Origin of the sequence: Kitasatospora sp. NPDC091207, assembly GCF_044768625.1 — a bacterium.
Lineage (GTDB): Bacteria > Actinomycetota > Actinomycetes > Streptomycetales > Streptomycetaceae > Kitasatospora.
In genome coordinates, this window is sequence record NZ_JBIVVS010000001.1 from 960,021 (window position 1) to 979,996 (window position 19,976).

The 19,976-nt window shown below is 73.5% G+C and carries 14 protein-coding genes; 10 read left to right on the forward strand and 4 right to left on the reverse strand.

Going from position 1 to position 19,976, the window contains the following annotated elements:
• Positions 1–100 precede the first annotated feature (100 nt).
• The gene (locus ACIQTO_RS04380; protein WP_402382573.1) at positions 101–1,735 is read left to right on the forward strand and encodes a DUF6350 family protein; all 1,635 of its coding nucleotides are present in this window, start codon (positions 101–103) and stop codon (positions 1,733–1,735) included.
• A 25-nt stretch (positions 1,736–1,760) separates the two neighbouring features.
• Here ACIQTO_RS04380 and ACIQTO_RS04385 read toward each other — a convergent pair whose 3' ends face one another.
• Complete coding sequence (locus tag ACIQTO_RS04385) at positions 1,761–2,432, reverse strand: hypothetical protein (RefSeq protein WP_402382576.1); 672 nt, start codon at positions 2,430–2,432, stop codon at positions 1,761–1,763.
• 466 nt (positions 2,433–2,898) lie between these two features.
• On the opposite strand from ACIQTO_RS04385, the gene purN reads away from it, so the two are divergent.
• Together purN and purH are read left to right on the forward strand one after the other, a co-directional pair.
• Entirely contained in the window at positions 2,899–3,558 is a 660-nt protein-coding gene (purN, locus tag ACIQTO_RS04390) for a phosphoribosylglycinamide formyltransferase (RefSeq protein ID WP_402382579.1), read from the forward strand.
• Complete coding sequence (gene purH, locus ACIQTO_RS04395) at positions 3,555–5,135, forward strand: bifunctional phosphoribosylaminoimidazolecarboxamide formyltransferase/IMP cyclohydrolase (protein WP_402382582.1); 1,581 nt, start codon at positions 3,555–3,557, stop codon at positions 5,133–5,135. Before purN ends, purH begins: the two co-directional genes overlap by 4 nt.
• A gap of 100 nt (positions 5,136–5,235) precedes the next feature.
• On the opposite strand, the gene ACIQTO_RS04400 is transcribed toward purH, so the two are convergent.
• The gene (locus ACIQTO_RS04400) at positions 5,236–5,982 is read right to left on the reverse strand and encodes an RDD family protein (protein WP_402382584.1); all 747 of its coding nucleotides are present in this window, start codon (positions 5,980–5,982) and stop codon (positions 5,236–5,238) included.
• Between the two features lie 502 nt (positions 5,983–6,484).
• On the opposite strand from ACIQTO_RS04400, the gene ACIQTO_RS04405 reads away from it, so the two are divergent.
• From ACIQTO_RS04405 to ACIQTO_RS04430, 6 genes are all read left to right on the forward strand, one after another.
• A complete protein-coding gene (locus ACIQTO_RS04405) occupies positions 6,485–7,339 on the forward strand; it encodes a bifunctional methylenetetrahydrofolate dehydrogenase/methenyltetrahydrofolate cyclohydrolase (RefSeq protein ID WP_387892687.1) in 855 nt (284 codons plus the stop codon).
• Positions 7,340–7,451: 112 nt separating this feature from the next.
• Positions 7,452–7,877 carry a DUF3017 domain-containing protein gene (locus tag ACIQTO_RS04410; protein ID WP_380574571.1) on the forward strand — a complete coding sequence of 142 codons (426 nt, stop codon included), beginning with the start codon at positions 7,452–7,454 and terminating at the stop codon, positions 7,875–7,877.
• Between the two features lie 216 nt (positions 7,878–8,093).
• Positions 8,094–9,086, forward strand: coding sequence for a malate dehydrogenase (locus ACIQTO_RS04415; RefSeq protein WP_402382588.1), 993 nt, complete (start codon positions 8,094–8,096; stop codon positions 9,084–9,086).
• A gap of 102 nt (positions 9,087–9,188) precedes the next feature.
• The gene (locus tag ACIQTO_RS04420; RefSeq protein WP_402382591.1) at positions 9,189–10,511 is read left to right on the forward strand and encodes a hemolysin family protein; all 1,323 of its coding nucleotides are present in this window, start codon (positions 9,189–9,191) and stop codon (positions 10,509–10,511) included.
• Between the two features lie 30 nt (positions 10,512–10,541).
• Positions 10,542–11,582 carry a tryptophan--tRNA ligase gene (trpS, locus tag ACIQTO_RS04425; RefSeq protein WP_402382594.1) on the forward strand — a complete coding sequence of 347 codons (1,041 nt, stop codon included), beginning with the start codon at positions 10,542–10,544 and terminating at the stop codon, positions 11,580–11,582.
• On the forward strand, positions 11,579–12,259 hold the full coding sequence (locus tag ACIQTO_RS04430) for a 2'-5' RNA ligase family protein (RefSeq protein ID WP_402382596.1): 681 nt from the start codon (positions 11,579–11,581) through the stop codon (positions 12,257–12,259). The genes trpS and ACIQTO_RS04430 overlap by 4 nt, the downstream gene beginning before the upstream one ends.
• Before the next feature lie 61 nt (positions 12,260–12,320).
• On the opposite strand, the gene ACIQTO_RS04435 is transcribed toward ACIQTO_RS04430, so the two are convergent.
• Entirely contained in the window at positions 12,321–14,837 is a 2,517-nt protein-coding gene (locus ACIQTO_RS04435; RefSeq protein ID WP_402382599.1) for a CDP-glycerol glycerophosphotransferase family protein, read from the reverse strand.
• A 273-nt stretch (positions 14,838–15,110) separates the two neighbouring features.
• The gene (locus tag ACIQTO_RS04440; RefSeq protein ID WP_402382602.1) at positions 15,111–18,683 is read right to left on the reverse strand and encodes a CDP-glycerol glycerophosphotransferase family protein; all 3,573 of its coding nucleotides are present in this window, start codon (positions 18,681–18,683) and stop codon (positions 15,111–15,113) included.
• A 185-nt stretch (positions 18,684–18,868) separates the two neighbouring features.
• On the opposite strand from ACIQTO_RS04440, the gene ACIQTO_RS04445 reads away from it, so the two are divergent.
• The gene (locus ACIQTO_RS04445) at positions 18,869–19,867 is read left to right on the forward strand and encodes a glycosyltransferase family 2 protein (RefSeq protein WP_402382605.1); all 999 of its coding nucleotides are present in this window, start codon (positions 18,869–18,871) and stop codon (positions 19,865–19,867) included.
• The last annotated feature ends 109 nt before the right edge of the window (positions 19,868–19,976 follow it).

The window sequence follows — 19,976 nt, forward strand, 5'->3', positions numbered from 1 at the left end:
AGGGCAGGGTCTGAAAATGCGCATAAGCCAATAATCTGGGACACGACGGTGGTTTGCCTCTTCACGGAGCATGGCGAGTCGCCTTGGCACCATGAGGCGCATGACGCAGCTGATGGGCCGTCCGATCCTGGAAGTGCCGGGCGAACTGGGGGCCAGGCCCGTCCTGGCCGATGTGCTCACCGGGGTGCGGACGGCGCTGCTCGGCCTGGCGGTGGTCGCCGTGCCGGTGCTCGGACTCTGGGTGGTGACCCCGTACGCGGACGACGGCGCGGCCGGCGCCGTTCGGCTGGCCGGGGTGCTCTGGCTGCTCGGGCACGGCGCGCCGGTGCTGCGCGGCGCGCTGGACGCCCCGTTGACCGTGACTCCGCTGCTGCTCGGCCTGCTGGCGGTGGCCCAGCTCCACCGCGCGGGTGCCCGGGCGGCGGCCCGGCGTCGGCTGCGACCGCGGTGGAGCGGCCCGTTGGCGGTGTGGTGCGGCTACTGCGCGGTCGCCGTGGCGGTGGTCGCGCAGTGTTCGGGGGCCGGCTGGTTCCGGGCGCGGGCGGTGCCGGACCTCCTGGTGGTGGCGCTGCTGGCGGGCGCCGCGACGGCCGCCGGCGCCCGGACGGCCCACCGGGCACCGGGGCGTGACGGGGCGGCCGGTGACCCCCGGCCGACGTCTTGGCCGACGCCCCTGCCGACGTCTTGGCCGACGTCGCCGTCCTGGCAGGCACTGCGGCAGCGGGTGCTGGACCGGGTACCCGCCTGGGCCTTCTTCGACGGGGGAGCGGCGGTGGTCCGGACGGCGGTGCCGGCGGCCGGGGCGGGGCTGGTGGCGGCGGGCGCGGTGGTGGTCGGGGTGGCGGCGGTGCTGGACGCGGTGACCGGTGGCGGCCACGGTGCGGCGGCGCTCGCGCAGGGCCCGGCCGCGGCGGCCGGACTGCTGCTGCTCAGTGTGGTGCTGCTGCCGAACGCGGTGCTCTGGGGTACCGCCTACGCGCTCGGCCCCGGGTTCGCGGCCGGGACGGGGACGGTGGTGGCGCCGGCCGGCACGGTGCTGGGGCCGGTACCGGAGTTTCCGCTGTTCGCCCTGATGGCGGAGCCCGGGGCGGGCGGGTGGCGGCTGCTGGTCTGTCTGCTGCCCGCGCTGGCCGGGGTGGTCCCGGCCCTGCTGCTGGGCCGGGCGGCGGCGAACGGCGCCCGGCGCCCGGCCGGCCCGGACCGGGCGGACCGCTACCCGGACCGGTGTCCGCCGTACCCGGACGAGCTGGATGAGCTGGACGAGCGGGACGACCTGGACCGGCCGGAGGTCGCGGAGCCCGCTGCCGGGTGGCACCCGGCGGGGACGACCGTCGCCGTGCTGACGGTGGCCCTGCTGACGGGTGCGGCCGCCGCGGTGCTCGGCTGGCTCTCCGGCGGGGCGCTGGCCGGCGGCCGGATGGCGGAGCTGGGCCCGGTGCCGTGGCGGACGGGGCTGGCGGCGGCGGGCTGGATCGCCGTGGTGGCCGTCCCGGGCGCCCTGCTGACGCGGGCCCGGATGCTGGGCGCCGGGGCGGGCGGCACCTTCCGGGCGGGCGGCGCCTTCGGAACGGGAGCCGGCGGGGACGCGGGCGGTGGTGGCGGGCCCGTCGGCTTCGCCCGCCGGGGCGCGCTGCTGCTGCGCTCCCGTGCGTACGCGGTGGTGCTGCGGCTGGGCCGGTCGGCCGACGGCGCGGCGGGCGCGGACCGTGTGGACGGTCCGGGCGGGGCGGACTGACCGGCTCCGCCGCCCCGCTACCCGCTCACTCGCTCTTCGTGGTGATGTCCACGTACCACTTCGGCGCGAGCCGCTCGCAGTTGTCCGCGCCGGTCGAGGTGAGCGAGTCCCGTACGCAGGTCACGTAGTCGTCGTAGTAGAGGCTGAGGCCGATCACCGAGGAGACGAAGACCACCGTCATCGCGCCGGTGAGCACCCCGGCGAGGGCCGCCGGAGTCAGCGGGTTCGGGGCGGCGCTCTCCCCGGCGGCGGGCGCCGACGGGCCGCTCCCGGTGGTGTCGCCGGTGGCGGCGGGCTTGGCGGCGGCCGGCTTGGGGGCCCGCATCGCGGTGACGCCCCAGACGATGGCCAGCGCGCCGACGAACAGCGCCACGTAGTGCAGCGAGGCGAACGCGCACACCAGCGCGCCCATGCCGGCCAGGGCGGCGTTGCGCGCCTTGCGCTGCGCCGGGTCGTTCGGGTCGAGCTTGGGCGGCTGCGGGGCCGGCGGCCGGGGGTGCCAGCCACCGCCCTGGTGGCCGGGGCTCCACGGGTGCGGCGGCGGGACCTGCGGGCGTTCGTCCGGGTTCCCTTCGCCGTCGGGAGCGCCGGAACCCTCGGTGGGGCCGGGGTTGCGCGGCTGCCACGGCTGGTCCGGGGCATCCGCCGGCGGCGGCGCGAAGGGATTGCGCTCGCCGGTGTTGTCACCGCTGCTCATGGTTCAGCCATTCCTTCTCGGTCGGTGGGGCGGACGCCCGCGCCACCCTATGATCCCGCAGCCGCCCGTGGGGCCTTCGGCGGCCTGCTTTCGGGGTGGGTCGCGCCGCACCGGCGAACGCGCGACCGGGCGGCCGCCCCGGCCGCCCCCCCCCGGCGGCACCCCCGCCGCCGGCCGCCCGCACCCCCACCCCGTCCTGCCCGCAGGCGGCCGGCGGGCGGCCGGCGGGTGAACGGCACCCGATGGAGATCCCCGTCTCAACTACGCGCGTAGCGCCGTCAGGGCGTTTCAGGGGCCGTCCGACCAGCCGTTATCGTGGTGACGGTCAGCAGCTCGGATAGGTTCCCCGGGGCCCGCGTCGCGGCGGGTTCTCCGGTGTCCCCTCTCGCTCGACCTGCCGTTCGTAGTGGCCCCACCGCCGGTGGATGTACCAGCGGGCGGCGCCCGACCTACGGAGAATCGCGCAGTGGCCGCCGCCCCCGCCCAGCTCTTCCCGCCCCGCACGCCCGGCCCGGCCCGCCTGGTGGTGCTGGTCTCCGGCTCCGGTACCAATCTGCAGGCGCTGATCGACGCGGCGGCCGACCCGGCCTTCGGCGCGGAGATCGTCGCCGTCGGCGCCGACCGTGACGGCATCGCCGGCCTGGAGCGCGCCGAGCGCGCCGCGCTGCCGGTCTTCGTGCACCGGCTGAAGGACTTCGCCGACCGTGCCGACTGGGACCGCGCGCTGACCGCCTCCGTCGCGGCCCACGAGCCCGACCTCGTGGTCACGGCCGGTTTCATGAAGATCCTCGGCTCCGGGTTCGTCGCCGCCTTCGCCGGGCGGATCATCAACACCCACCCCGCGCTGCTGCCCTCCTTCCCCGGCGCCCACGGCGTCACCGACGCGCTCGCGTACGGGGTCAAGGTCACCGGCTGCACCGTCCACCTGGTCGACGCCGGTGTGGACACCGGGCCGATCATCGCGCAGGGCGTCGTCGAGGTCACCGACGCCGACCACGCCGATGGCGGCGAAGCGCTGCACGAGCGCATCAAGACTGTCGAGCGAAAGCTGCTCGTCGACATCGTGGGCCGGCTGGCCCGCGAGGGTCACCGCATCGAGGACCGAAAGGTATGGATCCCGGCATGAGCGCCGCCCCCACCACGCCCGTTGTCTCCGAGAACGTCCGTCCGATCCGCCGCGCGCTGATCAGCGTGTACGACAAGACCGGTCTGGAGGAGCTGGCCCAGGGCCTGCACGCCGCCGGGGTCGTCATCGTCTCCACCGGCTCCACCGCCGGCCGGATCGCCGCCGCGGGCGTCCCGGTGACCGAGGTCTCCGAGCTGACCGGCTTCCCCGAGTGTCTCGACGGGCGCGTGAAGACGCTGCACCCGCGCGTGCACGCCGGCGTCCTCGCCGACCTGCGCCTGGAGTCGCACCGCGCGCAGCTGGCCGAGCTGGGCGTCGAGCCCTTCGAGCTGGTCGTGGTGAACCTCTACCCGTTCAAGGCCACCGTCGCCTCCGGCGCCACCCCGGACGAGTGCGTCGAGCAGATCGACATCGGCGGCCCGAGCATGGTCCGCGCCGCGGCCAAGAACCACCCGTCGGTCGCCGTCGTGGTCGACCCGGCCCGCTACGGCGACGTGCTGAAGGCCGTCCAGGAGGGCGGCTTCGACCTGGCCACCCGCAAGCGTCTGGCCGGCGCCGCGTTCGCGCACACCGCCGCGTACGACGTCGCGGTGGCCTCCTGGTTCGAGGCCGGCTACGCGGCCGGCGACGTCGAGGGCTTCCCGGAGTTCCTGGGCGCCACCTACGAGCGCCAGAACGTGCTGCGCTACGGCGAGAACCCGCACCAGGGCGCCGCGCTGTACAGCGACGGCACCGGCGGCCTGGCCGGCGCCGAGCAGCTGCACGGCAAGGAGATGTCGTACAACAACTACGTCGACACCGATGCCGCCCGCCGTGCCGCGTACGACCACGCCGAGCCGGCCGTCGCGATCATCAAGCACGCCAACCCGTGCGGCATCGCGACCGGCGCCGACGTCGCCGAGGCGCACCGCAAGGCGCACGAGTGCGACCCGGTCTCCGCGTACGGCGGCGTGATCGCGGTCAACCGCCCGGTCACCGTCGAGCTGGCCGAGCAGATCGCCCCGATCTTCACCGAGGTCGTCGTCGCCCCCGGCTACGAGGACGGCGCCGTCGAGGTGCTCGCCCGCAAGAAGAACCTGCGGGTGCTGGTCGCCCCCGAGGCGCCGGCCAACCGCCAGGAGGTGCGCCCGATCTCCGGCGGCGTGCTGCTCCAGGACGCCGACCGGATCCACGCCGCGGGCGACGACCCGGCGAGCTGGACGCTGGCCACCGGTGAGGCGCTCTCCGAGGCCGAGCTGGCCGAGCTGGCCTTCGCCTGGCGGGCCTGCCGGGCCGTCAAGTCCAACGCGATCCTGCTGGCCAAGGGCGGTGCCTCGGTGGGCGTCGGCATGGGCCAGGTCAACCGGGTCGACTCGGCGAAGCTCGCGGTGGAGCGGGCCGGCGAGCGGGCCCGCGGCTCGTACGCGGCCTCCGACGCCTTCTTCCCGTTCGCGGACGGCCTGCAGATCCTGCTCGACGGCGGCGTCAAGGCCGTGGTGCAGCCCGGCGGTTCGATCCGGGACGAGGAGGTCGTCGCCGCCGCCGCCCAGGCCGGCGTGACCATGTACTTCACCGGTACCCGCCACTTCTTCCACTGACGCGGAAGGCCGGCGGCGACGCCGGCGAGGTGACGACGTGACAGAGCGGCCCGGCCCCCGCGAAGGGGGCCGGGCCGCTCTGCCGTTCGTCCGGTGCGCGCTACTTCTTGATCACCAGGGTGCCGGCGGCACGGTCGTGCCAGCCCTGCAGCTTCCCGGAGTTGTCGAAGAACGGGGACAGGTAGACCAGCGCCGCGCCGATGTAGCAGAGGAAGGCGCCGACGATCGGGATGATGAAGCGGATGAAGCCGCCGCCCAGGCCGGGGACCTGGCCGTTGCTCTCCTTGACGACGCGCAGGCCCAGGGCCAGCTTGCCGAGGGTGGCTCCCGCGAAGGAGACCATCAGCCACTCGTAGAGCAGGTTGAACACCGACAGCACGCCGACCATGATCATCATGGTGACGAAGAAGCCGGCGGCCGCGTCGTTGTTGGCGTTCAGGCAGTCGTAGTACGCGGAGTTGGAGCCGCCGTAGGTGTACTTGGCGCTGCAGTCCTGGCTGTCCTTGGCGATTCCGAGCGCGCTGGCCAGGCCGAGCGCCATCACCAGCGCGACGACCGCGCCGATCGCGAGGCCGTCGATCAGCCGGGCCAGGAACCGCTGGCCCATGGTGGCGATCTTCACCGTGCCCAGCTGGGCGATGTTGATGTAGCCGTTGTTGGCCTGGATGGTGCCCGGCATCGGCGCGTACCCGTAGGCCGGCTGCTGCGGCACGCCGTACTGCGGGGCCTGCGGCGGCTGCTGCGGGTAGCCGTACCCGGCGGCCGGCGGGGCCTGCTGCGGGTAGCCGTACCCCTGCGGCGGGGGCTGCTGGCCGTACGGGTTGTTCGGGTCGGGCGGGTAACTCATCGATGCCTCCGGGCAGGATGTGGGGACGTGGGACAGGGCAGCGCAGGGCCCGGAACGCACCGGCGGGCCGACCTTGCCGGGCGGACGGGACGATAGCGGAGCGCGGTGACAACGGGGGCGTGAACGGTCCGACGCCCGCCGGCACGGCTCAGGAGCGTGGGTGGCGCCGGTCCGGCGCGAACGGGAGCATCGACGGCTGCGGTCCTGGCAGCACGCGGCCGTGGCGGTCGGGCGGCACGGTGTGGTGTGGTCGGCTCACTCTGTTCTTCCCCCGGGTACGCCCCGCCGCTGGTCCGTCGGCCCGTCACCGGGCCGGAGGCGGCAGGGAATGCCCGCTCATCGTCAACCGGACGGCCCGGCGCTGTCCAGCCGCGCCCGCGTGGCGGACCGGACTGTGGCGCAACCGCAACGTGGTCCGAACGCTTTCGCACCGTCGGACGTCCCGGGGGCGGTGCCACCGGGGCTGGCGCGGTCCGCCTCCGGGATCCGGGAGAATGGGGTCATGACTGCCCAGATTCTCGATGGCAAGGCCACCGCCGCCGCGATCAAGTCCGAACTCGCCGCCCGTGTGGCGGCCCTTCGCGCCAAGGGCGTCACGCCCGGTCTCGGCACTGTCCTGGTCGGTGACGACCCCGGCAGCCGCTGGTACGTGAACGGCAAGCACAAGGACTGCGCCGAGGTCGGCATCGCCTCGATCCAGCGCGAACTGCCCGCCACCGCCACCCAGGAGGACGTCGAGAACGTCGTCCGCGAGCTCAACGCCGACCCGGCCTGCACCGGCTACATCGTCCAGCTCCCGCTGCCCAAGGGCCTGGACCAGAACCCCGTTCTGGAGCTGATGGACCCGGACAAGGACGCCGACGGCCTGCACCCCACCTCGCTCGGCCGCCTCGCGCTGGGCATCGAGGGCCCGCTGCCCTGCACCCCGCTCGGCATCGTCGAGCTGCTGCGCCGCCACGGCGTGGAGATCAACGGCGCCGAGGTCGTCGTGATCGGCCGCGGCGTCACCGTCGGCCGTTCGATCGGCCTGCTGCTCACCCGCCGCAGCGAGAACGCCACCGTCACCCTGTGCCACACCGGCACCCGGGACCTCGCCTACCACCTGCGCAAGGCCGACATCGTGGTGGCGGCCGCCGGTGTGCCGCACCTGGTCAAGCCGGAGGACATCAAGCCCGGCGCGGCCGTGCTGGACGTCGGTGTCAGCCGCAGCGAGGGCAAGATCGTCGGCGATGTCCACCCGGGCGTGGCCGAGGTGGCCGGCTGGATCTCCCCGAACCCGGGCGGCGTCGGCCCGATGACCCGCGCCATGCTGCTGAACAACATCGTCGAGGCGGCCGAGCGCCGCGCCGGCATCTGAGCACCAGCGATCCGACACCAGAGGGACGGCGAGCTATGAACGGGCGGACCGAGCGAACGCCGGGGAGCCGCGCGCTCCGCGACGCGGCGGCCGAGCGCGGCGAGGTGGGCGCATGAGCGAGCCACGGCCGGTGCGCTCCCGGCGCAGGCCGGTGAAGACCACCGGGACGCTGCCCCCCGAGGGTTCGGCGGCGGCGCTGGGGCGTGAGCACGCCCTGCCGGTGCGCCAGTGGCCGATAACCGTCGTGCTGCTGATGGTCGGCGCAGGGCTGGCCGTCACCTGGTTCGCCGACTTCAAGGACGGCTTCAAGTACGGGCTGCTGATCCTCGGCGGCGGCGTGCTGCTCGGCGCGCTCCTGCGGCTGGTCCTGCCCGAGGTCGGCATGCTGGCGGTGCGCAGCCGGTTCACCGACGTGATCGTGCTGACCTTCCTCGGGCTCTCGATCGTGCTGCTGACGCTGATGGCCCAGCCCAACCCGTGGTTGGAGATCCCGCTGCTGGACAACATCGGCCAGTTGATCGGGCGTCCCAAGCACTGAGCGGCCGGGCCCCGACCGCCCGAGCCGTCCCGGCGACCCCCGCCCGCACCGGGCGGGGGTCGTCATCGTCTGTGACCAATCAGCCACCACCGCACCCGCGGCGTACGCTTCGCTTTGCGATAACCTGACGCCGGTCTCTCGATGTCGAGAGATCATCCTCGGCTCCAGTGCGCCGGTGTGCCTGGGGCGCCTGGCGATTTGCTGGAGAAGGTAGAAATGACCCGCACCCCCGTCAACGTCACCATCACCGGAGCGGCCGGCCAGATCGGCTACGCGCTGCTCTTCCGCATCGCCTCGGGCCACCTGCTCGGCGCCGACGTGCCGGTGAACCTGCGCCTCCTGGAGATCCCGCAGGGTCTGAAGGCCGCCGAGGGCACCGCGATGGAGCTTGTCGACTGCGCCTTCCCGCTGCTGCGCGACATCAAGATCACCGCCAGCGCCGACGAGGCCTTCGACGGTGCCAACGTGGCCCTGCTGGTCGGCGCCCGTCCGCGCACCGCGGGCATGGAGCGCGGCGACCTGCTGCAGGCCAACGGCGGCATCTTCGGCCCGCAGGGCAAGGCCATCAACGACCACGCCGCGGACGACATCAAGGTCCTGGTCGTCGGCAACCCGGCCAACACCAACGCCCTGATCGCCCAGCGCAACGCCCCGGACGTGCCGGCCTCGCGCTTCACCGCGATGACCCGCCTGGACCACAACCGGGCGCTCGGCCAGTTGGCCGTCAAGACCGGTGCCGCCGTGTCGGAGATCAAGAAGGTCACCATCTGGGGCAACCACTCGGCCACCCAGTACCCGGACATCTTCCAGGCCGAGATCGCCGGCAAGCCGGCCTTCGAGGCCGTCGGCGCCGACCAGGCCTGGCTGGAGGGCGACTTCATCCCGACCGTCGCCAAGCGTGGCGCGGCCATCATCGAGGCCCGCGGCGCCTCCTCGGCCGCCTCGGCCGCCAACGCCGCCATCGACCACGTGCACACCTGGGTCAACGGCACCGCCGAGGGCGACTGGACCTCGATGGGTGTCGTCTCCGACGGCTCCTACGGCGTCCCGGCCGGTCTGATCTCCTCCTTCCCGGTCACCACCAAGGACGGCTCCTTCGAGATCGTCCAGGGTCTGGAGATCTCCGACTTCTCCCGCGGTCGCATCGACGCCTCGGTCCAGGAGCTGGTCGAGGAGCGCGACGCCGTCGCGGAGCTCGGCCTCATCTGAGCCCTCCGGGCCCGGCAATCGGGCCCGGCCCCGGCAGGACCTCCGACGGCCCGCCGCCTCCTTCACCGGAGACGGCGGGCCGTCGCCCTACACTGACCCGCTGTGAACGAAACCCTGGAGGACGCGGCACTCGTCCTCGTCTTCATCATGCTGGGTGGCCTGTTCAACGTCGCCGAGATCTCGCTGATCTCGCTGCGCGAGGGCCAGATCAGGTCGCTGGAGGCGCGCGGGACCCGGCGCGCGGCCCGGGCCGCACACCTCGCGGCCGACCCGAACCGCTTCCTGGCCGCCGTACAGGTCGGGGTGACCTGCATGGGCTTCCTCTCCGCCGCCTTCGGCGCGGACACCCTGGCCGGCAAGGTGGCACCGCTGTTCGTCCGGGCCGGGCTCTCCGTGGGCCTCGCCGACGCGCTCGCCCTGGTAAGCCTCACCCTGCTGATCAGCTACGCCTCGCTGGTGCTCGGTGAGCTCACCCCCAAGCGGATCGGCCTGCAGCGCGCCGACTCCATCGCCGTGCTGGCCGCCCCGGTGGTGGACGTGATGTCGGTGGCGCTGCGCCCGGTGATCTGGCTGCTCGGCCACTCCACCAACCTGATGGTCCGCCTGCTCGGCGGCGACCCGGCGGCCGGCCGCGGCTCGATGAGCTCCGAGGAGCTCCGCGGCCTGGTCGCGACCAACACCGAACTCGGCAGCGACGAACGGGCGTTGATCGCCGATGTGTTCGCGGCCGGGGAGCGCCAGCTGCGCGAGGTGATGGTCCCGCGCACCGAGGTGACCTTCCTGGACGCCGAACGCCCGCTCGCCGAGGTCCGCGAGCAGGCGGACTCCTCGCCGCACTCGCGCTACCCGGTGGTCGAAGGCAGCTACGACGCGGTCACCGGTTTCGTCCACGTCCGCGACCTGTACGGCGCCCGCGGCGAGCAGGCGGTGAAGGTGCGCGACCTGGCCCGCCCGATCAAGCTGCTGCCCGGCACCAAACGGGTGCTGGCGGCGATGGGCGAGATGCGCCGCGAGGGCCACCACCTGGCCATCGTGGTGGACGAGTACGGCGGCACCGCCGGCATCGTCACCCTGGAGGACCTGGTCGAGGAGGTGATCGGCGAGATCCGCGACGAGTACGACTCCCAGGAGCCGAGCACCACCCGCCGGCTGGCCGGCGGGGCCATGGAGCTGGACGGCCTGCTGAACCTCGGCGACTTCACCGAGGAGACCGGCGTCACACTGCCCGAGGGCCCCTACGAGACGGTGGCGGGCTGCCTGGTGGCGGCGCTCGGCCGGCTCCCCGTCGACGGTGACCAGGTCCGGATCCCGATCGGGGCCGAGGAGGTCCGGCTGACGGTGACGAAGCTGGAGGGCCGTCGGATCGCCCGGGTCGGGGTGAGTGCGGTCACACTGTCGGAACCTCCCGGGGCAGAGGTTTCCTGACCGGTCGGTGGAACTGGAACAATGGCCCGCATGGTCAACGCAGCGGTCACTGGTCCGGTCAAGGACCGTCCCCGGGTACTCTCCGGCATCCAGCCCACCTCCGGCTCGTTCCACCTGGGCAACTATCTCGGTGCGGTCCGCCAGTGGGTCGATCTCCAGGAGGCCAACGACGCCTTCTACATGGTGGTCGACCTGCACGCGATCACCGTGGAGCAGGATCCGGCGACGCTGCGCCAGAACACCCGGATCTCCGCCGCCCAGCTGCTCGGCGCGGGCCTGGACCCGGAGCGCTGCACCCTGTTCATCCAGTCCCACGTGCCCGAGCACGCGCAGCTCGGCTGGGTGATGAACTGCCTGACCGGCTTCGGCGAGGCCGCCCGGATGACCCAGTTCAAGGACAAGTCCGCCAAGCAGGGCAGCGACCGCACCTCGGTCGGCCTGTTCACCTACCCGGTCCTGCAGATCGCCGACATCCTGCTCTACCAGGCGGACGCGGTGCCGGTCGGCGAGGACCAGCGCCAGCACCTGGAGCTCACCCGGGACCTCGCGGAGCGCTTCAACACCCGCTACAGCCCGACCTTCACCATGCCCAAGCCGTACATCCTCAAGGAGACGGCGAAGATCCTGGACCTCCAGGACCCGGGCGCCAAGATGAGCAAGTCCGCCTCCTCGGCCAAGGGCCTGGTCAACCTGCTCGACGAGCCGAAGATCAGCGCCAAGAAGTTCAAGAGCGCCGTCACCGACACCGGCACCGTCGTCTCCTACGACGAGCAGGAGAAGGCCGGCGTCTCCAACCTGCTGCGCATCCACTCCGCGCTCAGCGGCCAGTCGATCGACCAGCTGGTCGCGCACTTCGAGGGCCGGATGTACGGCGCCCTGAAGACCGAGCTGGCGGACCTGTTCACCGAGTGGGTGACGCCCTTCCAGGAGCGCACCCGCACCTTCCTGGACGACCCGGCCGAGCTGGACCGGGTGCTGGCGATCGGTGCGGAGAAGGCCCGCGCGGTGGCGTCGCAGACGCTGGAGACGGTGTACGACCGGATCGGCTTCCTCCAGGCCGCCAAGCGGTGACGCGGGAGACGAGCCTGCCCGACGGTGGCGGCGACGCGCCCTTCGCCTCCGGGCGTCCGGACCCGGTGCCGGCGTCCGGCACCGGGGCGTGCCCCGCCCCGTCGGCCGCTTGTCGCTCCTCGCTCTCCGCGCCGGCGGGCTCCGCGGCCCTGGGCGACGTCCCCGGGATCGTCACCATCGGCGTGTCCGTGAGCGTCCCGGATCCGTACGGCACGGCGGTCCAGGACGCCCGGGCCGGGTTCGGCGATCCGCTGGCCCGGTCGATACCCACGCACGTCACCCTGCTGCCGCCGACCGAGGTGGCGGCGGCGGACCTGCCGAAGATCGAGGAGCACCTGGCGGCGGTGGCCCGCGCGCACCGGCCGTTCCGGATGCTGCTGCGCGGCAGCGGTACCTTCCGCCCGGTCTCGCCGGTGGTCTTCGTCCGGGTCGAGGAGGGCGCCCAGGAGTGCCGGCTGCTGGAGGCGGACATCCGCTCCGGTCCGCTGGCCCGGGAGCTGGCCTTCCCGTACCACCCGCACGTCACGGTGGCGCACGGGCTGTCGGAGGACGTGCTGGACCAGGCGTACGAGCAGGTCCGGGGCTTCCGGGCGGCGTTCGCGGTGCCGGGCTTCGGCCTCTCCCGGTTCGACGCCGACGAGGTCTGGCGGCCCTGGCGCTCCTACACCTTCGGCTGAGCCGTACCTCCGGCCGGCGGCGCGCCCGCGCCCGGCCGACCGCCCCGGGCCCGTCGCCGGGCTACGGCGTCGGCCGGGCGCCCGCCCGGCCGAGGTCGAGCATCCGGTCGACCGCCCGGCGGGCGGCGCCGCCGTCCTCCAGCCCGCAGTGCGTCGCCCGGAAGGCGCGGTAGCGCTCCCGGTACCCGGCCGGCGGGCCCGAGCCGTCGTCGTCGGCGAGCCCGCGCAGCGCGTCCAGCAGACCGGCCGAGGTGGGGATGAGCGGGCCGGGGGCCCGCGCCTCGAAGTCGAAGGAGAAGCCGCGCAGCGTGTCGCGGTAGTGCTCCAGGTCGTAGGTGAAGAAGAGCACCGGGCGGCCGGTGATCGCGAAGTCGAACATGATCGACGAGTAGTCGGTGACCAACACGTCCGCGATCAGCAGCAGTTCCTGCACGTCGGGGTAGTCCCCGCAGTCGAACACGAAGCCGTCCCCGGCGCCCGGCAGCGGCTCGCGGACGTGCGCGTGCGGGCGGATCAGCAGGACGTGGTCGCGGCCGAGGGCGCGCCGGGCGTGGTCGAGGTCGATCCGCAGGTCGAGGCGGAACCCGTCGCCGTCGCCGCGCTGCTGGTCCTCGCGCCAGGTCGGGGCGTAGAGCACGACGCGCTTGCCGTCGGGGATGCCGAGCCGGCGCCGGACGGCCGCGGCCCGCCCGGCGTCCGGCCGGGCCAGCACGTCGTTGCGCGGGTAGCCGGACTCCAGGATCTCGCCCCCGTAGCGGAACGCCCGGCGCAGGATCGGGGTGGCGAACGGGCTGGGGGAGAGCAGCAGGCTCCACTGCGGGGTCTCGCGGTCGAGTGCCTCCAGGTAGCCGTGGTCGGCGAGCCAGGGGTTCTCGACGTCGTGGGCGATCCGCTTGAGCAGTGAGCCGTGCCAGGTCTGGACGACCACCTGGCCGTCCCGGCGCTCCAGGAAGTCGGGGAAGTGCGTGTTGCCGACCAGGTACCGGCTGGTGGCCAGCGCGCGGTACCACTCGGGGCTCCAGATCCGCACCGCGCGGACCCCGGCGGGCAGCTCGGCCTGGGCGTCGTCGACCACCCAGAGGTGCTCCAGCGGTTCGCCGCGCCGGGCGAGTTCGGCGTGCACGGCGCGTGGTGAGTCGGCGTAGCCGCGACCGCCGAACACGTCGTACAGCACGGCTTCGCGCAGCGGCTCCCGGCGGGCGGCCGGGTACGCGCCGGCGCGCTGGCGGGCCTGGGTCCAGGCGCTGCGCTCGGCCGGGGAGAGGACCGGGGTGGAGTCCACCAGCAGGGTGTCGTGCCAGCGTCGTTGGAGCAGGATCCGCTTTCCGCCGGCGGCGGTGGCGGCGGGGAGCGCGGGGAGCACCGCGGGCGCGGCGATCAGCGGCCGGGCCGGGCCGGGCCGGCCGGCCGGGTGCAGCGAGGCCTCCCAGACGCCCTTGCGCAGGGGCAGGGGGGTGCCGTCGGAGCCGGTGCGGGTGGCGGGCAGCCGGACCCGGAAGCGGCCGTCGGCGCCGCGGTCGACCCGGTGGCGGATCTCGCCGGCCGTCCCGGTGTGCCGGAGCACGAGGTCGAGCGGCTCGCCGCCGGGGCAGTGCCCGGTGAGGTCGAAGCCGCCGGCCCGGACGGCGATCCGCTCGACGTACCCGGCGGCGGGCTGGACGCAGAGCTGGAGCCGGCCGTCGGCGAGGTGCTTCAGGTAGAGCGCCCGGTCCGGGGCGCCGGGCAGCGCGTGCTGGCCGGCCACCGGGCCGCCGCGCTCGTCCAGGGTGAGCTGCTCGGTGGAGCCGTCCGGGCGCAGCAGTTCGGCGTCCCAGTGCTCCAGCGGGCCGGTGCCGCGCCCGTCGGCGGTGAACGGCCGGTACGGCAGGTGGACGGCGAAGGTGTCGCCCTCCCGGGCGACCGGGCGCAGCAGGACGGTGTCGCTCTCCCGGTGGCGCAGCCGCAGCGCGGTGCCGGGCGGGCAGTGCTGGGCGGTGCCGCGCAGGTCGAGGCCGTCCGCGTCGGGGGCGGCGTGGGTGAGCCGGACGCCGGGGCGTTCGAGCCGCAGTCGCAGCCGGCCGTCGTCGAAGTGCGGCTGGAGGCGGACGTCGCGGTCGACCCAGCGGGCCGGCGGGTACTCGCCGGAGCCGCACCAGTGCGGGGCGAGGGCGCCGTACTGGCGGCGCAGCCGGGTGGGCCGGGGGCGGGTGAAGAGGGTGGCGCCGATCTGCCAGTCGCCGAGCAGCCACTCCTCGCCGCGCCGCAGCCGGCGCGGTTCGACCAGGGCGGTGAAGCCGGACCAGTCGTGGTTGTGGTCGGGCTGGGCGCTGTCGTCGGTGACCTCGGGCAGCCGGCGGGGCCGGGAGCGGAGGTGGACGGGCGGCTCGTCCTCGTCGCGCAGCAGGGTCAGCCAGGTCCAGGCGGAGCCGGGGCGGGCGGTGTCCAGGTCGTCGGGGCGGGCGAAGCCGGTGAGTTCGAGGCCGCGGGGCGTCCAGCGGGCGCGCAGCAGGCCGAAGGCGACGCCCTCGTCGGCGGCGGGCAGTTCGTCCGGCGGGTGGGCGGTGGCGTGCGGGAGGACGAACCGCGTGAGGACAGGCATGGGGTGGCCCTTCGGAACGGGATCCCGATCCATGGCGGTGGTCCGGGGGCCTTCGTACCGAGGGAAATCGGACGGGGGCCGGTTCGATATCGAATACCGAAAGGACACCCGGGGTCAACTGTACGGTCCGGCAGAAATTGCTGAGAGATTCGTTTGCAAAACATGTGTTCGAGTGCAATGTACGCGTAAAGGTCGGGTTGCCTCCCAGGCAACTCCCGGGAAACGCGAAGGCGCCCGACGCGGATCGCGTCGGGCGCCCCGGGGCGGTGCCGGTTACTGCTGGCGGAGCATGCCGTCCACCACGCGGGCCGCGGCCTGGCCGTCGTCCAGGTCGCAGTACGCCTCGCGGAACGCCGTGTACTTCTCGGCGTACGTGTCGGCCAGCGTGTCCACCCGGCCCAGCGCGGTGACCAGCTCCTCGGAGGTGGCCAGCAACGGGCCGGGCACCTCCGCCTCGTAGTCGAGGCTGAAGCCGCGCAGGTTGTCGCGGTAGTGCTCCAGGTCGTGCGTGAAGAACAGCACCGGCTTGCCGGTGGCCGCGAAGTCGAACAGCGTCGCCGAGTAGTCGGTCACCAGGACGTCCGCGATCAGCAGCAGCTCGGCCATGTCGGGGTAGCTGCCGACGTCCCAGACGTAGCCGTTGCCGGCGCCGGGGATCTGGCCGCACATCACGCTGTGCCGGCGGACCAGCAGCACCTGGTCGTCCCCGAGCGCCGCCTTGGCCGCCTCCAGGTCGATCCGCAGGTCGATCTGGTAGCCGCCGTTGGGGCGGCGGCGGTCCTCACGGAAGGTCGGCGCGTAGAGCACGACCTTCTTGCCCTCGGGCAGGCCGAGCCGCTCGCGGACCTGCTCGGCGGTCTTCTCCCGGTCGGGGGCGAACAGCAGGTCGTTGCGCGGCGCGCCGCTCTCCAGGATCTCGCCCTTGAAGTCGAACGCGCGGCGCAGCACCGGGGCCGACCAGGTGTTGCCGGCCACCAGCAGGCTCCAGTTCGGGACCTCCTTGACGACGCCCTTCAGGTAGTTGGCGTCGGTGAACCAGACCTTCTCGAAGTCGTACCCGATCTGCTTCAGCGGGGTGCCGTGCCAGGTCTGCACGACCACCTGGCCGGGGCGGCGGACGAAGAAGTCCGGCAGGTGCGCGCTGGTGACGATGTACTTGGCGGTGGCCAGCGTCTCGAACCACTCGGGGCTCCAGAGCCGGATCGCGCCCGCCGACTGCGGCAGGTCGGCCTGCAGGTCGTCGCTGCCCCACAGGTGCTCCAGCGGCAGGCCGCGGCGGACCAGCTCCTCGTGGATCGCCCGCGGCGAGTCCGCGTAGAGGCCGCCGAGCGCGACGTTGTAGAGCACGGTGTCGCGCAGCGGGAGCCGGCGGGCCGACGGGTAGTCGACGGTGCGCTGCTGGCGCTGCCGGTAGCCGCTGCGCTCCTCGGGCAGCAGCGCGGAGTGCGACTCCAGCGAGAGGCCGTCGTAGTGGCGGCGCTCCAGCACGATCCGCTTGCCGCGCGACTCCACCTCCAGCGGCAGGGCGCCGAAGCAACCCGGCGCGATCAGCGCGTACCGGGTCGCGAGGGTGTCGACCGGCTCGCCGAGCGGGCGGAAGAAGACGTCCCAGGTGCCCTGCGCGAGCGGCACCCGGCCGGCGAAGGAGGCCGTCGGCACCGCCGGCAGCGCGGCCCGGAACCCGCCGTCCGCGATCTCCACCGGGTAGACGTGCTCCTCCTCGCGCCAGTTGTGCCGCACGACCAGCTCCCAGCGGTGCGTACCGGGCAGCGGGAAGGTGCCGGTGAGCAGGAAGCCGTCCGCGCCGCGCGAGGCGACCTCGGTCACCACCGGCTGCAGCAGCTGGTCGGAGAGCTGGAGGTAGCCGCTGGGGGAGGGCTTCGAGTACAGCGCGCGGCGGTCGTCGACCGGGGCGTCCGGGTTCAGGGCCAGGTGCAGCTGCTCGGGCGCGTTGCGGTCGTCCCAGGCCACCGGCACGGTGGTGCCGTCGGCGAGCAGTATGGCGGTGTCCCAGCGGTCACGGGCCCGCTCCGGGGCGATCGGGTCGAGCTCGGCCCAGGCCTCGCGGACGGCGGTCAGCTCGTCGACCGGGCAGGAGACGGTGAACGGCTGGAGCGTGCCGACCGGGGCGGTCAGCTCCATCGGGTACACCAGTTCGCGGTCCGACTCGACGTGGGTCAGCTTGAAGCGGGCCCCGGCGAGGTTCGGGCCGGGGCGGGCCGCGCCGGCGATCTCCACCCGGCCGTCCCGCACGGCCAGCCCGGTCACCCGGGTCCGGACCGTCTCCACCCGCAGGTAGACGCTGCCGTCGCGGACCCACGGCACGATCCGCACGTCCGGCTCGACCCAGTGCGCGGGGAGGTACTGGGCGGTGTCGCTCCAGCCCGCCCAGATCCGGCCCTTGTAGACGCCGCCCTTGCCGGCGCCGGCCACCAGGACGCGCCAGTTGCCGTCCTTCCACTGGCCGCGGTGCTTGAGCCGCTTCGGGTCGATGGCGGCGGTGAAGCCGGCCCAGTCGCAGTTGTACAGGTCGTGGTGGCAGCTGGCGGTGGCCTCGGGGCTGTACTGCGTCCTGGTCGGCACGGCCAGCACGCGGCGGCCCTTGGCCTCGCGCAGCACCAGCACCCGGACCATGTCGTGCCGGTTCTCGGCGCCCAGCTGCTCCGGGTACGCGTGCCCGGTCAGGTGCAGCTTGCCGTCCTCCCAGACCGACTCGTACAGCCGGCTGCGCATCACCAGCGAGTTGTCCAGCTTGAGGATGCCGGCCGGCACGCTCTTGCGCCCGCCGCGCAGGAACGGGTAGTCGGCGTAGGGGCGCAGCAGGCCGCGGGCGGCGACACCGCCGTTGCTCTCGCCCTCGTACTTGATCTGCTCGACGAACTCGTCGATCCGGCCCGCGAGGGTCAGGTGGTACTTCAGCCGCAGCGGCGCGCGCAGCTTGCGGACCTGGTCGGGGCCGATCGCCCGGAGCAGCCGGCCGACGTTCTTCTGGTAGGCGTCCCGGTACTCCTTGTCGCCGTCCACGACGGACCAGAAGAACATCGGGATCTCCTCGACGAGGGTGTTCTCGTCGTAGGAGTGCAGGTACTCGGCGAAGCGCGGGTCGGTCTGCTTCTTCAGCCAGGTGCGGACCAGCTCCACCGAGGTGACACGGTCGACCAGGCCCTTGGGGTTGGTCCGCATCTGCGTGATCGACATCTCGCCGACCTCGCGCTCGCGCCAGTGGTAGATCGGCTCGGAGAGCACGTCCACGCTCGTGGCGAGGTAGTGGTGCGGCACGCTGACCGGGGCGTCCTCGTACAGGATGCCCTCGGGGTAGAGCAGGCCGGCCGCGTCGAAGAAGGAGCGGCGGTACACCTTGTTCCACGCCGTGCGGTCGGTGACCAGCGCGGGGATCTCGGTGACGTGGGTCTTGAGCCTGGTCTCCTTGAACGGCCGCGAGTGCCCGCCGGACTGGTAGTAGCCCACCGCGCGGAACCGCAGCACGTTGCCGGTGGCGAAGTCCGAGCCGGTCTCGTCGAGCGTGTTGATCATCAGCTCGTAGGCGCTCGGCGGCATCGAGTCGTCGGAGTCGACGAAGCAGAGGAACTCGGCGTCCGGGTCGATGTGGCGGATGCCGGTGTTGCGGGCCGCGCCGAGGCCCTTGTTCACCTGGCGGACCAGCCGGAACCGGGAGTCCTGGGCAGCGTACGCCTCGGCGAGTGCCGCGCTGCCGTCCTTCGAACCGTCGTCGACCATGACGCACTCGAAGTCCGTGAAGGTCTGGGCGGCGATCGAGTCGAGGCATTCCACGAGGTAGCGCTCGACGTTGTAGATCGGAACGACGATGGAGAGGCGGGGAGCCATCGGCTACGCAGGCCTTTCTGGGGAAGGTGCGTGGCAGCCCGGTCGGGGTCTGGCCGCACTTTGAACCGGTGCGTACGTGCCCACCGATCCTACCGTCCGGCCCCGGCGGTCCTCCGGGGCGTCCGGGGCACTGCGGGCCCCCGGGCCCGTGGGTCCGGCCGACCGGGGGCCACTACTCTGTGCCCATGCCCCGCTTCAGTGTCATCGTCCCCGTTCACAAGGTCGAGGAGTACCTTCCCGAGTGCCTCGACTCGGTGCTCGGCCAGGGCGGTCCGGACGTCGAACTGATCGCGGTGGACGACCGCTCCCCGGACGGCTGCGGCGCGATCCTCGACGGGGCGGCCGCCCGCGACCCGCGCGTGCGGGTGCTGCACCTGGCGGAGAACGTCGGCCTCGGTCGGGCCCGCAACGCCGGCCTGGCGGTCGCCACCGGCGAGTACGTGATCTTCCTGGACAGCGACGACACGCTGACGCCCGGCCTGCTCAAGGCCGTCGACGACCGGCTGGCGGCCGGCGGCGACCCGGACATCCTGGTCTACGACTACGCCCGCACCTACGCCGACGGCCGGATCACCCGGGCCGCCTCGGCGCACGTCTTCGGCGCCGACTCCCCGGACGTCTTCGACCTCGACCGCCGCCCCGACCTGCTGGACCTGCTGCAGGTCGTCTGGAACAAGGCCTACCGCCGCGACTTCGTCACCGAGCAGGGCCTCACCTTCCCCGCCGGGTACTACGAGGACACCCCCTGGACGTACCCGGCGCTGCTCGCCGCGGCGAGCATCACCCTGCTCGACCGGGTCGGCGTGCACTACCGCCAGCGCCAGGAGGGCGGCAACATCCTCGCCACCGCCTCGCGCAAGCACTTCGACGTCTTCGCCCAGTACGACCTGGTCTTCGCCTTCCTGGACGGCCGCCCGGACCTCGACCGCTGGCGCCCGGTGGTCTACGGCCGGATGCTGCACCACCTCAACACCGTGGTCTCCAGGCCCGGCCGGGTCCCGCCCGGCGACCGCCGCGCGTACTTCCGGCAGGCGGCCGGGCACTGCGCCCGGCTGCGCCCGGCCGGCTACACGCCGCCCGCCGGGGTGGCGGGCGTGCGCACCGAGCTGCTGAGCCGCGGCCGCTACGGCGCCTACCGGACGGTCCGCGCGCTGGCCGGGGCCCGCCGGCTGCTCAAGCGCTGACCCGGCCACGGGGCTGGCGGAGCCGGCGGGGCCAGTGTCGCCGGTGTCGCCACCTGCCGGTGCCGACTGCCGTGCCGCCCGCCGAGCCTGACGGCCATTCGGGCGAACG

Bases quoted from the DNA above. Each gene is read 5' to 3' on its own strand.
- ACIQTO_RS04440 (WP_402382602.1), bottom strand. From the start codon at position 18,683: ATGGCTCCCCGCCTCTCCATCGTCGTTCCGATCTACAACGTCGAGCGC.
- ACIQTO_RS04385 (WP_402382576.1), bottom strand. From the start codon at position 2,432: ATGAGCAGCGGTGACAACACCGGCGAGCGCAATCCCTTCGCGCCGCCG.
- ACIQTO_RS04415 (WP_402382588.1), top strand. From the start codon at position 8,094: ATGACCCGCACCCCCGTCAACGTCACCATCACCGGAGCGGCCGGCCAG.
- ACIQTO_RS04445 (WP_402382605.1), top strand. From the start codon at position 18,869: ATGCCCCGCTTCAGTGTCATCGTCCCCGTTCACAAGGTCGAGGAGTAC.
- ACIQTO_RS04380 (WP_402382573.1), top strand. From the start codon at position 101: ATGACGCAGCTGATGGGCCGTCCGATCCTGGAAGTGCCGGGCGAACTG.
- ACIQTO_RS04400 (WP_402382584.1), bottom strand. From the start codon at position 5,982: ATGAGTTACCCGCCCGACCCGAACAACCCGTACGGCCAGCAGCCCCCG.
- ACIQTO_RS04410 (WP_380574571.1), top strand. From the start codon at position 7,452: ATGAGCGAGCCACGGCCGGTGCGCTCCCGGCGCAGGCCGGTGAAGACC.
- trpS (WP_402382594.1), top strand. From the start codon at position 10,542: ATGGTCAACGCAGCGGTCACTGGTCCGGTCAAGGACCGTCCCCGGGTA.
- purH (WP_402382582.1), top strand. From the start codon at position 3,555: ATGAGCGCCGCCCCCACCACGCCCGTTGTCTCCGAGAACGTCCGTCCG.
- ACIQTO_RS04435 (WP_402382599.1), bottom strand. From the start codon at position 14,837: ATGCCTGTCCTCACGCGGTTCGTCCTCCCGCACGCCACCGCCCACCCG.
- ACIQTO_RS04405 (WP_387892687.1), top strand. From the start codon at position 6,485: ATGACTGCCCAGATTCTCGATGGCAAGGCCACCGCCGCCGCGATCAAG.